Origin of the sequence: Methylobacterium hispanicum (assembly GCF_022179285.1) — a bacterium.
Classification (GTDB): domain Bacteria; phylum Pseudomonadota; class Alphaproteobacteria; order Rhizobiales; family Beijerinckiaceae; genus Methylobacterium; species Methylobacterium hispanicum.
In genome coordinates, this window is the sequence record NZ_BPQO01000007.1 from 109,622 (window position 1) to 123,254 (window position 13,633).

13 protein-coding genes and 3 tRNA genes are annotated in these 13,633 nt (G+C 73.1%); 8 read left to right on the forward strand and 8 right to left on the reverse strand.

Annotated elements, in window-relative coordinates:
* The first annotated feature begins 234 nt into the window (after positions 1-234).
* Positions 235-849, forward strand: coding sequence for a hypothetical protein (locus tag MFF56_RS10145; protein WP_156453868.1), 615 nt, complete (start codon positions 235-237; stop codon positions 847-849).
* Between the two features lie 18 nt (positions 850-867).
* On the opposite strand, the gene MFF56_RS10150 is transcribed toward MFF56_RS10145, so the two are convergent.
* A complete protein-coding gene (locus tag MFF56_RS10150) occupies positions 868-1,101 on the reverse strand; it encodes a GcrA family cell cycle regulator (RefSeq protein WP_066924708.1) in 234 nt (77 codons plus the stop codon).
* A 557-nt stretch (positions 1,102-1,658) separates the two neighbouring features.
* Between MFF56_RS10150 and MFF56_RS10155 the strand changes: the two genes are divergently transcribed.
* Together MFF56_RS10155 and sseA are read left to right on the forward strand one after the other, a co-directional pair.
* A complete protein-coding gene (locus MFF56_RS10155; RefSeq protein WP_238229978.1) occupies positions 1,659-2,672 on the forward strand; it encodes an NAD-dependent epimerase/dehydratase family protein in 1,014 nt (337 codons plus the stop codon).
* Positions 2,673-2,738: 66 nt separating this feature from the next.
* Complete coding sequence (gene sseA, locus MFF56_RS10160; protein WP_066927542.1) at positions 2,739-3,584, forward strand: 3-mercaptopyruvate sulfurtransferase; 846 nt, start codon at positions 2,739-2,741, stop codon at positions 3,582-3,584.
* 199 nt (positions 3,585-3,783) lie between these two features.
* Here the strand turns inward: sseA and MFF56_RS10165 are convergent, their stop codons facing one another.
* The 3 genes from MFF56_RS10165 to MFF56_RS10175 all read right to left on the reverse strand — a co-directional run bounded on the left by MFF56_RS10165 (position 3,784) and on the right by MFF56_RS10175 (position 7,227).
* Entirely contained in the window at positions 3,784-5,031 is a 1,248-nt protein-coding gene (locus MFF56_RS10165; protein ID WP_066919906.1) for an aminopeptidase, read from the reverse strand.
* A 70-nt stretch (positions 5,032-5,101) separates the two neighbouring features.
* Positions 5,102-5,395, reverse strand: a complete 294-nt coding sequence (locus tag MFF56_RS10170) for a DUF2218 domain-containing protein (protein ID WP_066919908.1) — start codon at positions 5,393-5,395, stop codon at positions 5,102-5,104.
* A 407-nt stretch (positions 5,396-5,802) separates the two neighbouring features.
* On the reverse strand, positions 5,803-7,227 hold the full coding sequence (locus MFF56_RS10175; RefSeq protein WP_066919910.1) for an FAD-binding oxidoreductase: 1,425 nt from the start codon (positions 7,225-7,227) through the stop codon (positions 5,803-5,805).
* A 188-nt stretch (positions 7,228-7,415) separates the two neighbouring features.
* On the opposite strand from MFF56_RS10175, the gene MFF56_RS10180 reads away from it, so the two are divergent.
* From MFF56_RS10180 to MFF56_RS10195, 4 genes are all read left to right on the forward strand, one after another.
* A complete protein-coding gene (locus MFF56_RS10180; RefSeq protein WP_238229979.1) occupies positions 7,416-8,111 on the forward strand; it encodes a fumarylacetoacetate hydrolase family protein in 696 nt (231 codons plus the stop codon).
* A 4-nt stretch (positions 8,112-8,115) separates the two neighbouring features.
* Entirely contained in the window at positions 8,116-8,583 is a 468-nt protein-coding gene (locus tag MFF56_RS10185) for an NUDIX domain-containing protein (protein ID WP_066926714.1), read from the forward strand.
* 129 nt (positions 8,584-8,712) lie between these two features.
* Positions 8,713-8,787: transfer RNA gene (locus tag MFF56_RS10190), tRNA-Gly, on the forward strand.
* Between the two features lie 205 nt (positions 8,788-8,992).
* A tRNA-Gly gene (locus tag MFF56_RS10195) sits at positions 8,993-9,067 on the forward strand.
* Positions 9,068-9,129: 62 nt separating this feature from the next.
* Here MFF56_RS10195 and MFF56_RS10200 read toward each other — a convergent pair.
* From MFF56_RS10200 to MFF56_RS10210, 3 genes are all read right to left on the reverse strand, one after another.
* A complete protein-coding gene (locus MFF56_RS10200) occupies positions 9,130-9,609 on the reverse strand; it encodes a cupin domain-containing protein (RefSeq protein ID WP_066923992.1) in 480 nt (159 codons plus the stop codon).
* A 400-nt stretch (positions 9,610-10,009) separates the two neighbouring features.
* Positions 10,010-10,094: transfer RNA gene (locus tag MFF56_RS10205), tRNA-Leu, on the reverse strand.
* A gap of 127 nt (positions 10,095-10,221) precedes the next feature.
* Positions 10,222-10,527: a FliM/FliN family flagellar motor switch protein gene (locus tag MFF56_RS10210; protein ID WP_066923994.1), complete on the reverse strand. Its 306-nt coding sequence runs from the start codon at positions 10,525-10,527 to the stop codon at positions 10,222-10,224.
* A 94-nt stretch (positions 10,528-10,621) separates the two neighbouring features.
* Here MFF56_RS10210 and lipB point away from each other — a divergent pair, with 94 nt between their 5' ends.
* Positions 10,622-11,341 (forward strand): lipoyl(octanoyl) transferase LipB, encoded by a 720-nt coding sequence (gene lipB, locus MFF56_RS10215; RefSeq protein ID WP_082773129.1) that lies wholly within the window; start codon positions 10,622-10,624, stop codon positions 11,339-11,341.
* A 170-nt stretch (positions 11,342-11,511) separates the two neighbouring features.
* Here lipB and MFF56_RS10220 read toward each other — a convergent pair whose 3' ends face one another.
* Positions 11,512-13,614, reverse strand: coding sequence for a carbohydrate porin (locus MFF56_RS10220; protein ID WP_238229980.1), 2,103 nt, complete (start codon positions 13,612-13,614; stop codon positions 11,512-11,514).
* Positions 13,615-13,633: the final 19 nt, after the last annotated feature.

Consider the following 13,633-nt stretch of genomic DNA (forward strand, 5'->3'; position numbering starts at 1 on the left):
GGCCGGCCGGATCGCGGCAGCGGAGCCGCGCCCGGCGCAAGACGAGGCAAGTCACGCCGCGAGGCAAGTCACCGGACGAACCAAGTCCAGGCGCGAGCCTGGACTTGGTCCGGAGCCGACAGAGTGCGGACTGATCTTCGTCGTGCGGCGCGTGGACGCCCGGCCGTGTTTTCGGTAGTCTTCACCGTATGGTGATCGGGCTCCCGGCCCGCGCCGCCATACGGAGGGATGCCGATGCCGTTCCGATCCCCTCTCGGGCTGGGCCTCGCCCTGGCCGCCCTCGTCCTCGTGCAGTCCGGCGCGCGCGCCGAACCGTCGGCCGGAACCTGGACGGATCCGCCCCCGAAGCCCGGCGCCCCGGCCGCCGTCTCGCCGCCCCGCGCCGAGCCGGCACGGGCGGGCGGGCCCGCCGCCGAGGCGGTTGCCGCGAAGGCATCCGCCAAGTCCTCTGCCAAGGTGTCCGCCAAGCCCGATGCCAAGCTTGCCGCCGCGCCCGCACGGGCCGAGATAGCCGCGAGGAAACCCGCGCGGACGGCGCGTGCCGCACCGTCCCGCCGCGCGGTCGCGGCCCGGCCGGTGGTGCGACCCGAGCGGAGCGCGCGGCGCGCCGTCGTGCGGCCGGTCCGGGTCGCGCGGCCGTACGACCGGGACTGGCCGCCCACCGAGCCGGCGGCGCAGCCCGACTACCCGATGCCGCGGGCCTACGATGCGCGGGACCCGCGGCTGGAGCGCCTCTGGAGCGCCGAGGAGGCCGGCTACCTCGCGGTGCGCGGGCGCCACGTGGCCTATCCGGACGGGCGCGTCCTCAGGATCTACCGCCCGCGCGGGGACGACGAGGATCTCGACTGAGGCGCGAGGCCGGCGCGGTCAGCGGATGCGGCCGGGCCGGGTCGGCTCGAAGACGATGCGGCGGTGGTAGGCGCACCAGCTCTTGCCGTCCTGCACGGGCGCGCCGCAGCAGACGGCGCGCTCGGTCGGCTCGCCGATGATGAACTTGCAGACGAAGGCCCCCGACTGCGCGAAGGGCACGCGCAGGTCGGCGGAGGGCTCCTTGATGGTCTCGGCTTCGCCGATCTGGGACATGCGGACGAGTTGGTTCATCGGGCGACTTGAGAGGGTTCCGGGATCCTGCCGTCTCGGGGCGCCGGCCCGGCAGGGACATGGCCGTGGAATCTGCGCGGCCGGTGCCGGGTCGGGCACCGGCCCGATCCCGTCCGGGACGGCACGCAGGCGTCATCGTATTGTTGTAGCTGGGATTCCGGCGCGGGAAAACAAGACCGGCCGCGCGTCGGCCCGGCCGCGCACAAGCGTTGCCGTCAGAGGCCGCCCGCCGCGCCGCCGGGGTCCGGCGGTTCCGGACAGTCCTGGCGGGTTCCTATAGTGTGTTCGCTGCGTGCCGTCGCGGGTTGCGCCGGAAATCGGCGCGCCGAAATCAGGTGTCGGTCCCGGTCCGGGCCCCGCCCGCCGGACGCCCGGTCATGTGGCCATCGCAACCCTCGCCCGTGGTTTTTGCGAGCCGCGCCGACCCTGCGGCGGCGAGCCGGCGCCGAATCAGGCCCGGTCCGGGCGCCCGACCCGGCGCTTGAGCCGCATCGTCGGGCGGTGTAGGCGTCCGGCCGACGGCCCCGCGCGGCGCTCCGGGCCGCGGGAGAGAGGCGATGCGCGTCCTCGTGACCGGCTCGGCCGGGTTCATCGGCTACCATCTCTGCCGGCGCCTGCTCGCCGAGGGCCACGCCGTCACCGGCCTCGACGCCTTCTCGGACTACTACGATGTCGGCCTGAAGCGGGCCCGGCACGCGGATCTGGCGCGCCTGCCCGGCTTCACCCCCGTCGAGGGCCGGCTGGAGACGCCGGGCCTGCTCGGCGACCTCCTGGGTCGGGCGAGCCCGGAGGTCGTGGTCCACCTCGCCGCCCAGGCCGGCGTGCGCTACAGCCTGGAGAACCCGCAGGCCTACGCCGATTCCAACCTCGTGGGCAGCTTCAACCTGCTGGAGGCGGTGCGCGCCAACCCGGTGCGCCACCTGCTGCTGGCCTCGACGAGCTCGGCCTACGGCGGCAACGCGGCCCTGCCCTTCCGCGAGACCGACCGGGCGGTGAGCCCGCTGACCTTCTACGCCGCGACCAAGCTCGCCATGGAGGCGATGGCGCATTCCTACAGCCACCTCTTCGCCATCCCGACGACGGCCTTCCGCTTCTTCACCGTCTACGGGCCCTGGGGCCGGCCCGACATGGCGCTGTTCCTGTTCACCGGCAAGATCCTGGCGGGCGAGCCGATCGAGGTCTTCGCGGGCGGCGCGGCGGAGCGGGACTTCACCTATATCGACGACCTCGTGGAGGCCGTGCGCCGCCTCGTGGACGCCCCCCCGCCGCGCCCCGGCCAGGGCGCACCCGTCGGGCCCGAGGACACGCTGAGCCCCAGCGCGGCCTACCGGCTCGTCAATATCGGCGGCGGCCGGCCGGTGCGCGTCGATGCGATGATCGACGCGCTGGAGCGGGCGCTCGGGCGGCGGGCCGAGCGCGTCCTCAAGCCGCTGCCGCCCGGCGACGTGCCGCGCACGCAGGCCTCGACCGAGTTGCTGGCCCGCCTCGTCGGCGCGGTGCCGGAGACGCCGATCGCGGTCGGCATCCCGGCCTTCGTCACATGGTACCGGGACTATTACGGCGCCCGCTGAGGCCCCCGTCGCGCCGGGCGGCCGGATGTGTTTGAGTGGCGGTCCGATCACAGGACACGGACCCGCATGGCCTCGCCCCTCGTCTCCGCCGACTGGCTACACCAGCGCCTCGACGCGCCCGACCTCGTGGTGCTCGACGGCTCTTGGTACCTGCCGGCCGCCGGGCGCGACCCCGAGGCCGAGTATCTGGCGGCCCACATCCCGCGGGCCGTACGCTTCGACATCGACCGGATGAGCGACGAGACCTCGGCGCTCCCGCACATGCTGCCGCGCCCGGAGGTCTTCGCCTCGCGGATGCGCGCGCTCGGCGTCGGCGACGGGCAGCAGATCGTGGTCTACGACGGGATGGGCCTGTTCTCGGCCCCGCGGGTCTGGTGGATGCTGCGCACCTTCGGGGTGGGCGACGCGCTGGTGCTCGACGGCGGGCTTCCCGCCTGGATCGCCGCCGGCTATCCGACCGAGGACGGCGCCCCGGGCCCGCGCGAGCGGCGACATTTCAGCGCTCGGCTCGACCACGGCGCGGTGGCGGATGCGGGGGACGTGGCCCGGGCGCTCGCGGGGGGCACCACCCAAGTGGTCGATGCCCGCTCGGCGCCGCGCTTCCGCGGGGAGGAGGCCGAGCCCCGCCCCGGCGTGCGGCCGGGCCACATGCCGGGGGCACGCAACCTCCACTATGCGAGCCTGCTGCGCGACGGGCACATGAAGCGGCCCGACGAGCTGCGCGCCATCTTCGCCGAGGCAGGAGTCGATCCAGAGCGGCCGGTACTCACGACCTGCGGCTCGGGCGTGACCGCGGCGATCATCGCGCTGGCGCTGGAGACGCTCGGGCACCCGGCCCGCAGCCTCTACGACGGGTCGTGGTCGGAATGGGGGGCGGACCAGTGCCGGCCGGTGGCGACCGGGAGCGCGTGAGGCTCCCTCCCCCCTCCGCGGGGGAGGGTGGCCCCTGCGTCAGCAGGGGTCGGTCGGGACGAAGTCCCGCAGAGAGGAGGGCCCGGGTTCAAGACAGCCTCGGCATCGACGTTGCGCTCGTGCCTGAAGCGCCGTCCCCTCTCCCGCCTCGCTCCGCTCGGCACCCTCCCCCGCAGAGGGGGGAGGGTTGCGCTGGCGCTCAGGCCCACTCGCCCCGGCGCATCACCGGCACGGCCTGTCCGTCCTCGCGGATGCCGTCCACGTCGATCTCGGCCGAGCCGATCATCCAGTCGATGTGGATCAGGCTGCGGTTGGCGCCGCGGGCCGCGAGGTCGTCCTCGCCGAAATCGGCGCCGCCGTTGCGGAAGCATTTGCTGTAGGCCTGGCCCAGCGCGATGTGGCTCGCCGCGTTCTCGTCGTAGAGCGTGTTGTAGAACAAGAGCCCCGAGGCCGAGATCGCCGAGGAGGCCGGCACCAGCGCGACCTCGCCGAGGCGGCGCGCGCCCTCGTCGGTGTCGAGCACCCGGGCGAGCACGTCGGCGCCGGTGCGGGCGCGCGATTCCACGATCCGCCCCTCCGCGAAGCGCACCGCGATCCCGTCGATCAGCGTGCCCTGGTAGGAGAGCGGCTTGGTGCTGGTGACGTGCCCGTCCACCCGCAGCCGGTGCGGCGTGGTGAAGACCTCCTCGGTCGGGATGTTGGCGTTGCAGGTGATGCCGCTGCGCGAGGTCGCCGCGCCCCCGCACCATTCGTGGTCGTCGGCGAGCCCCACCGTGAGGTCGGTGCCGGGGCCCTGGAAGCGGAGCGCGGCGAAACGCTCGGCGTTGAGCCGGTCCTTGCGGGCGTGCAGGTCGGCGTTGTGCCGCGCCCAGGCGCCGAGCGGGTCCGGGCCGTCGACCCGCGAGGCCGCGAAGACGGCGTCCCAGAGCCGGGCCACCGCCCGGTCCTCCGGCAGGTCGGGGAAGACCGTGCGGGCCCAGGCCGGGGTCGCGGCCGAGACGATGGTCCAGTTGGTGGCGAAGTTGGCGATGAGTTCGAGGGCCGGCACGTAGGCCTTGGAGCGGGCGCGGTTGGCGCGCGCCACCTTCTCGGGATCCTGGCCGGTGAGCAGCGTGGGGTCGTCGCCGCTGATCGCGAGCCGCGCCGCGCCGTTGCGGTAGGCCTCGGCCATGCCGGCGTAGAGCCAGCCGGCGGCCGTGTCGAAGGCGGCGTCCGGCGCGTGGGCGAAGCGGGCGAGCGTGGCTTGGTCGTCGCCGAGCAGCGTGGTGACCAGCGAGGCGCCCGCCGCGTAGGCCTCGCGGGTGATGGCGCGGGCGAGCGGCAGCGCCTCGATCGGCGCCGTCAGCACGAGTTCCTGGCCGGGCTGCAGGTTGAGCCCGACCCGCACGGCCACCGTGGCCAGCCGATCGAGCCGCGGATCCGTCTGCGGCCCGGCATGTCCCGTCATCGTCCCTGTCCCTCGCGGTCCGGCCCTCAGGCGGGCCCAGGTGCAAGATCGGTACAGGGGCTGGCGAAAATCAAGCGGCGCGCGACCACGTGATGTCGCCGAGGCTCTCCCGGAAGGCGAAGCGGGCGAGGTGGTCGGCGACCACGTTCTCCAGGCGCGTCAGGCCGACCGGGTCGGGGGTGGCGATGCGCATCACCAGCGCGTCAGGCTCCGCCTCGAAGGTGCAGACCCGGTCCTCGCCGAACGGCACCTTGCCGTGCTGCGGGGTGCTCTCGACCGGGAACTTGTGGCTCCAGTGCCGGCAGAGCTGCTGCAGGTAGCGGCTCGCCTCGGCGGTGTGGACGCGGGCCTGGGAGGTGGGCATCGGGTGGTCTCCTGAACGTGTGTTCTCGCGGGAGCCGTCGTCGTCTTCGCAGATGCGAAGGCGCCGGACCGGAGAAGCAAGTGGCGGGCCCGATCGCCGGAAGGCTGCCGGCCCTTTGAGAAACAAACTCCGCGAGAGCCGTTAAAGCCTGGATAACGCTGAAGCTCTCCTGAACGGAGCGCCCCGGTTCCACAGGGTCTGCGACAGCCCGCGACGGGTGTCATATGGGGTGCCGGATCGAGCGACTTTGTGGCGCGGTGCGGTGGATTTCGGGGCCGTGTGCTGCAGCGCACCACGATGGGGCGAGCGGGTGCCGTGCTCTCCCTCCCCCGCAGAGGGGGAAGGGCGAGCGGCGCGGTCGAAGCGTCCTCCGTCGCACGCCCCATGCGCGCGAAAAGAGCAGCGCCTCACCGGCCCGGATCGGCTGGCCCCTCCCCCACCACCTTGCCCGGGTTGAGGATCCCATGCGGGTCGAGCGCCGCCTTGAGGCGCCGCATCAGGTCGAGCCCGACCGGGTCGCCGTAGCGCTCCAGCTCCGCGCGCTTCAGGAGCCCGACCCCGTGCTCGGCGGCGATCGAGCCGTCCATCGCGTGCACGATGTCGTGCACGATGCGGTTGAAGCGGCCCCACTCGGCGAGGAAGGCCTCGCGGTCCATGCCGGGCGGCTGGCTCAGGTTGAAGTGGACGTTGCCGTCGCCGAAATGCCCGAAGGCGCAGACCCGGATGCCCGGCATCGCGGCCTCGCAGGCGGCGGTGGCCTCCGCGAGGAAGGCGGGCAGGCTCGGGAGCGGCACCGAGACGTCGTGCTTGATCGAGGCGCCCGCCCGCTTCTGCGCCTCGGGCAGCGACTCGCGCAAGGCCCAGAGCGCGCGGTTCTGCGCGGCGCTCGCGCCGACCGCCGCGTCCTCGACGATGCCGGCCTCCAGCGCGGCGGCGAGCGCCGCCTCCATCTCCGCCCGCGTGTCGGCCTCGGGCCGCGCCGAGGCCAACTCCACCAGCGCGTAGGCCCCGTGCGCGCCCGCCAGCGGGCGCACCGCGCCCGGCGCGTGCGCCAGGACGAGATCTAGCCCGAAGGGCGGCATCACCTCGAAGGCGGTCAGGTCCCGGTCGCAGGCGGCGCGCAGATGCGCGAACAGGGCGAGTGCCCGCTCGGGCGAGGCCAGCCCCGCGAAGGCCACCGTGGTCGAGCGCGGCCGCGGGAACAGCCTGAGCACCGCGGCCGTGACGATGCCGAGTGTGCCCTCCGAGCCGATGAAGAGCTGCTTCAGGTCGTAGCCGGCATTGTCCTTGCGCAAGCTGCGCAGGCCGTTCCAGACTCGGCCGTCGGCGAGCACCACCTCGAGCCCCAGCACGAGGTCGCGGGCGTTGCCGTAGGACAGGACCTGCACGCCGCCCGCGTTGGTGCTGATGCCGCCGCCGATCCGGGCGGAGCCGCGCGAGGCGTAGGAGAGCGGGAACAGCAGCCCCGCCGCCTCGGCCGCCTCCTGCAGGTGCTGGAGGATCACCCCGGCCTCGACCGTCGCGGTGGCGCCGACCGGGTCGATCGCCCGCACTCGGTCCATCCGGCCGAGCGCGAGAACGAGGCCGCCCCGCGGGACGCCGCCGCCGACCAGCCCGGTATTGCCGCCCTGCGCCACCACCGGCACCCCGGCCTCGGCGCAGGCCCGCACCGCGAAGGCGACCTCCGCGGTGCTGCCCGGCCGGGCGACCGCCGGAGCCTCGCCCCGGTAGAGGCGGCGCTGCTCGGCGAGGTAGGGCGCGACGTCCCCCGGCGCGGTGAGGATGTGGGCCGCCCCGAGCCGGGCGCGCAGCGCGTCGAGCAAGCCGTCCATCCGGGAACCCCTCGCATCGTGCCCGCCCGCGGGCGGCCTCTCGACCCCGCCGCCCGGGCTGGCGCGGGCGCCGCACTGGCCTAATGTGGATCCGCGGCGCTGTGGGCGTAGCCCGTCCGCGCCGGCCGCGGAAGCCCGGGGATCGTCCCCGCCCGCTCACCCAACGACCGTCCTGCCAGAGGCGACGCATGCTCTCCGTCATCCCGAACCCGCCGCGCACGGCCCTGCCGATCGTCGGCAGCCCGGACCTCTTCCCCGTGCGGCGGGTCTACTGCGTGGGGCGCAACTACGCTGCCCATGCCCGCGAGATGGGCGCCAACCCCGACCGCGAGCCGCCCTTCTTCTTCATGAAGCCCGCCGACGCGCTCCAGATCGTCGGCGCGGAGCCGGCGCAGCACCCCTATCCGCCCCATACGGAAAACTACCACTTCGAGATCGAGATGGTGGTGGCGCTGGGCCGGGGCGGGCGCGACATCCCCGTGGAGCAGGCGCTCGACCACGTATACGGCTACGCGGTCGGCCTCGACATGACCCGGCGCGACCTGCAGGACGATGCCAAGGCGCTGCGTCGCCCCTGGGACCTCGGCAAGGCCGCCGACGCCTCCGGGCCGATCGGCCCGCTCCACCCGGTCGCCGCGGTCGGCCACCCGGAGTCCGGCGCGATCACGCTGGCCGTCGACGGGCAGGTGCGCCAGAGCGGCGACCTCGCCGAGATGATCTGGTCGGTGGCCGAGCAGGTCGCCTACCTGTCGGGCTATTTCGAGCTGGCGCCGGGCGACCTGATCTTCACCGGCACGCCCTCGGGCGTCGGCCCGGTCCGGCGCGGCGAGCGCATGACGGGGTCGGTCGCCGGGCTCGGCGCGATCGTGCTCGACGTGGTCTGACCCGGTGCTCCTCGACAACCCCCTCGCCCGGCGGCTCTTCCACCTCGGGGCGCTCGCGCTCCGGGGCATGACGCTCGGCGTGCGCGGCGCGGCCTTCGACGCGGCGGGCCGGGTCTGCCTCGTGCGCCACACCTACGTGGCGGGCTGGCACCTGCCGGGCGGCGGCGTCGAGGTCGGCGAGAGCGCGGCGGACGCGATGCTGCGCGAGTTCCGCGAGGAGGCGGAACTCGCCGTCGCCCCGGAGGCGCTGCGCCTGCGCGGCTTCTACCGCAACCTCGCGGGCTCCCGCCGCGACCACGTCGCGCTCTACGTGGCGAGCGCGGCGACGCGGCTGCGCGAGAAGCGGCCGGACCGCGAGATCGCGGCCTGCGCCTTCTTCCCCCTCGACGCCCTGCCGGAGGGCACGACCCGGGGCACCGCCGCGCGCCTGCGCGAGATCCGCGAGGGGCTCGATCCCGCCGCGCACTGGTAGGGCGGCGGCGACGATTTTCGGCCCCGCCGCGCTTCGCCGCCCTTGCGCCGGCCGGCGGAATGGTGTTTAGAGACCGGCGTCGGCGGGGCGCCGGCCGGTTCGTCCGGCGAGCGCCAGCAGGACAAGCGAGCGGGTGTAGCTCAGGGGTAGAGCACAACCTTGCCAAGGTTGGGGTCGAGGGTTCGAATCCCTTCGCCCGCTCCAATTTTCCCAACCACCGATGCCGACGACAAGCCGCCCTCGGGCGGCTTTCGTCGTTTCAGGCCGCCGCCGCGGCGGCCTCGGCGCGCGCGATTCTTGGCTGACGCAGGCGAAGCTTCGCTTGCATCGGCCGGCGGAATGGTGTTTAGAGACCGGCGTCGGCGGGGCGCCGGCCGGTTCGTCCGGCGGGTGCCAGCAGGACAAGCGAGCGGGTGTAGCTCAGGGGTAGAGCACAACCTTGCCAAGGTTGGGGTCGAGGGTTCGAATCCCTTCGCCCGCTCCAATTTTCCCAACCACCGATGCCGACGACAAGCCGCCCTCGGGCGGCTTTCGCCGTTTCCGTGCTCACGCCTCCGGCGTCTCGGCCCTGTACCACGTGTAGTGCTTCTTCACCGCCTCGGTGACGGTCCAGGTGCCCGACCAGCCGCGCGGCGCCACGAAGGCGTCGCCCGCCCGGTAGCTCGTCGCCACGCCCGCCGCGTCGGTCGTGGTGACGGCGCCCGCGATGAGGTGGATGAACTCGTCGTGCTCGAAATCGATGCGGAAGGCGCCGACGCCGCAGGTCCAGATGCCGGCCGCGTAGCGCCTGTCCGGGCTGGTGAAGACCACGGTGTTGGTCTGGCGCGGGTTGCCCGAGACGATGTGCGAGGGCAGCGGCAGGTAGGACTTCGCGCGCGGCTGGGCGGCCGGGAAATCGTGGTTCTGCTTCAGCGGTCCGTCGAGCAGCGGCGGGGCGGCGCCCCGCGGGCGCAGAAGGACCGGCAGGCTGCCGAGGAGGGCCATCGCGGGGCCGCCGAAGGTGTAGAAAAGCCGCGGGATTTCCATTCGATCCCCTCAGATCGCCCGGACGTATCGGGTCCGGCCGCCAGTCTCCGTCGGCGGCCGCGCGGGACTCGTCCTGTCATCCGGCGCGATCGAGACCGTACAGGGAAACAACCGCGACACAATTCGATTGTCGAAGAGCAGAACTTCTGGCTGCAACTATAGATACCAGATTCCGAATCGAACCCTTGTGTAAGGTTAAGCGCTTCTTTCGATGTGCGCGGCGTTTCTACCGAGCCGGGCCATGGGAGGCGTGCGGCCACCGCGCGCGAGGCTGCGGATCAGCGATGCCGGGAATCTGCTCGACGCGCGTCGGCGGAGCGGGAACCTGCGCGCGGGCCATCGGACGCCGCTCACGAGATTTGAATCATATTGAGTGAGGGAAGCATCAACCGGTAAAGGTTGGTGCGGCCAAGAGGACTCGAACCTCCACCCCTCGCGGGACTAGCACCTCAAGCTAGCGCGTCTACCAATTCCGCCATGGCCGCATCGGCACCCCGAGGGGAGACCGCTGGTCCGATCCGGCGGCCTCGCTGGCCGGTCCGTCTCGGTGAGCGGCGCAATAACAGATCGATTCCGGCCCGACAAGCGGGCTCGCGCGAAACGGCCCGAAAATCACGCGCTCTGGGCGCCCGGCTCGAACAGGGGCGCGGCCCCCTCCCCGATCGAGGTGCCGGGCGCGCGCAGGGTCTCGGGCTTGCGGATCAGCTCGGTCACCTCGACGGAGATGCGGCTGCCCGTGACCACGATCTGGCCGCGGGCGATCGGGTGGTCGTTGGCCAGGATCTCGACCATGTCGGTCTCGCTGGCCTCCAGCTCGATCACCGCGCCGCGGCCCATGCGCAGCAGCATGTGCAGCGGCATGCGGCAGCGCCCGAGCACCACCGTGACATCGACCTTCAGATTGTCCAGAACCGCCACGCGCCGCGCTCTCGTCACCCGGGGCACCGGCCGGCGCTCGCTCTCGCGCGCGGAAGCGGTGCTCGGGGAAGCTTCCGCGCAACATGGTGAAGCCTTGGTAAACGCCTCGCGTCTCGAGACCGCACCGGAGACCTTCCTGCCCCGCTCAGGGACCCCGCCGGTGGCGTGGCGGGTGAGCGACGGGCTCGTCGACTACGAGGCGGCGGTCGCCTGGATGGAGGCGCGCGCCGCCGCGATCGCCAGGGGAGAAGCGGACGAGTGCGTCTGGCTGCTTGAGCACCCACCCCTCTACACGGCCGGTACTTCGGCCAAGCCCGCCGACCTCGTCGCGCCGGACCGCTTCCCGGTCTACCCGTCGGGCCGGGGTGGGCAGTACACCTATCACGGGCCGGGCCAGCGGGTGGCCTACGTGATGCTCGATCTCAACCGCCGCCGCACGGACCTGCGCGCCTACGTGACCTGCCTTGAGGCGTGGCTGATCGCGACGCTGGACGCCTTCAACGTACGCGCTGAGCGGCGCGAGGACCGGGTCGGCGTCTGGGTGCGGCGGCCCGAGAAGGGGCCGGGCGTCGAGGACAAGATCGCGGCGATCGGCATCCGGGTGCGCCGCTGGGTGAGCTTCCACGGCATCAGCCTCAACGTCGAGCCGGATCTCTCGCACTTTGCCGGCATCGTGCCCTGCGGGGTGCGCGAGCACGGGGTGACGAGCCTCGTCGATCTCGGCCAGATCGTGAGCCTGCCCGAGGTGGACATGCAGTTGCGCGCCGCCTTCGAGCCGATCTTCGGCGCGACCGCGCCGGACGAGGCCGGCTGAGGCGCCCGGTCCTGGTTTCGAAAGGTCGAGACCTTTCGCGGGTGCAGGGCAGAGCCCTGCAATTGGACTCTTCGCCCCGGCTCCGCCGGGGCGGAGAGTCCAGCCCGAGGCTCAGCCCCGGGACCCCGCCCAAGGGCCTCGGGCCCTTGGGGATCCCATGACTCGGCGGCTCAGAAGTCCGCGTGCAGCCGCGTGCCGAAGAAGTGGGCTGGGCCGCGATCTTGGTTGTAGGCCGGGTTCGAGACGAGCTGGTAGTCGAAGGTCACGGTGACGAACTTCGCCAGGCTCAGCGCGTAGTAGGCTTCCACCGCGCGCTCGGGCGCGTAGGTCAGGCGCCCGTCGCCGATGAGGAGGCCGAGCCCCCCGTTGGCGAAGAAGGCCCGGTGCGCGCGCGAGATCGCGTTCATGGTGGCGCCGAGCCCGATCGTGTCGAGCGGCCGGTCCCACGCGGCGCCCTTGATCGAGACGCCGCCCGAGAGGCTGGCGTCGATGTCGGTGAAGCTGGCGCTCTCGTTGCGGCCGTCATTGGCGCTGGCGCGGGCGAAGACGCCGACATCGTCGGTCACCGCCTGCTCCAGGTTGACGTAGAACCCGCTCTTGCGGCGCGGGCGCCGGGTCGCCTGCACGGCGTCGTTGATATCCGCGAAGGCCCCGCCGAGCGTGAGGCCCACCACCTGGCGGTAGTTGGCCGTGTTGGTCACGTTGGTGAAGGCGCCGAGCCGGACGCGGCCGGGCTGGTCCAGCACCGGCAGGGTGTGGCGCGTCTCCAACTCCACCACGGCGCCCGCCCGCTCGAAGACGCGCGGGTCGAGCACGTCGCTGGAGGGCTCCTTCGGCACCTGCGTGTAGGCCGCCCGGATGGCGAACTCCCGCCGGTTGTACTCGACGTACACCCCTTGCGTGAAACCCGGCAGGTTGGCCGGGAAGTCCCAGGCCGAGGCCGCCCAGAGCGACCAGTTCATGAAGTCGAGGCGGGGATCGTGGGCGTAGACGTTGCCGTCGAAGAAGTCGCCGAGCGCGAACTTGCCGGCGACCACGGTGATGCGCTCGACGTCGCGCCGGGTCGCCACCTGGTTGATGCCGTCCGGCACGTCCTCGGTCTCGCCGCCGAGGCCGAAGGTCTGGCGGATGAAGTAGCGGTTGGAGCGCAGCTTCGGGAAGGGTGCGCCCGCCTTCTGGGCCTCGCCGTTGACGAAGCCGGCGACGCCCAGCGTGCGCGAGAGGCCGAAGCCCTGGCTGAATTCCGGGTTGTAGTAGAGCTCGGTGCCCTCCACCAGCTTGAAGCCGATGAAGGCGGTCGCGGTCGTGGTCGCCTGCGCCTGGCGCGGCACGAGGCTCTGCTCGCCCCGGTAGGGCGCGCGGAAGCCGGTCACGCCCTGGTTCACGAAGGTGGTCTGGCCGTGGAGGGTGAAGCGGTCCGAGACGTCGGTGTCCGGCACGTTCGGCGCGGTGGCGTCGGCCTCCGGCGGCAGGCGGAAGCCCTCCGGGTACCACGAGAGCCGCGCCAGCATCTGGTTCGAGATGAAGGCCGCCCGCGTCGAGACCGGGCCCCCGGCTGGGCCCGGCACCGCGCCGAGATCGAAGCGCCGGCTCTCGCCGTAGTCGATGTAGCGGTAGTCGAGCCCCAGCGCGATCCGGTCGGTGATGGCGTATTGCAGGCCGGCGCCCAGGGTGAAGCCGAGCGAGGCCTCGTCGCGCCGCGCGGTCGCGGCGGGTCCGCCCGCGCGGTCCGGGTAGATCGCCAGGATGCGCGTCGTCGCTCCCGCCAGACCGAAGGTCGCGTAGACCAGCGCCCGGTCGAAGCTGTAGCCGACGCGGCCCCGCAGCAGGCCGTAGAAATCGGTCTTGGCGCGGATCGGGTCGAAGGCCGCGTCCGCGTCCTCGTAGCCGAGGCGCAGCGCGTTCGAGCCGACCGGCCGCTTCAGGTTCGCGGCCGAGACGTCGGCCTCGATGCCGTAGAGCCAGGGGCCGCTCTGTCGGTTCCAGCCGCCGAACACGCCGCCGACGGCGGTCGTCGCCTCGCGCCCGCGGTCGGAGCGGCCGGTGGCGTCGCCGGTGCGGAAGTCGGGGATGGCGCGCCCGCCGACCGTGGTCGAACCGAAGTTCAGCGCGCCGAACGAGCCGCCCGCGCTGCCCTGCAGGCCGAGATAGGGGCCCGACCAGTCGATGAAGGCGGGCGGGCCGCCGGGCGGGGTGGCCGGAGGATCGGCGGCCCGAGCCGCCGCGGGAGCCAGGGCGGCGAGAAGCGCGGCGGAGAGCCGGAGCCCGCGCACGGGCCGCCCACCTCTCCTC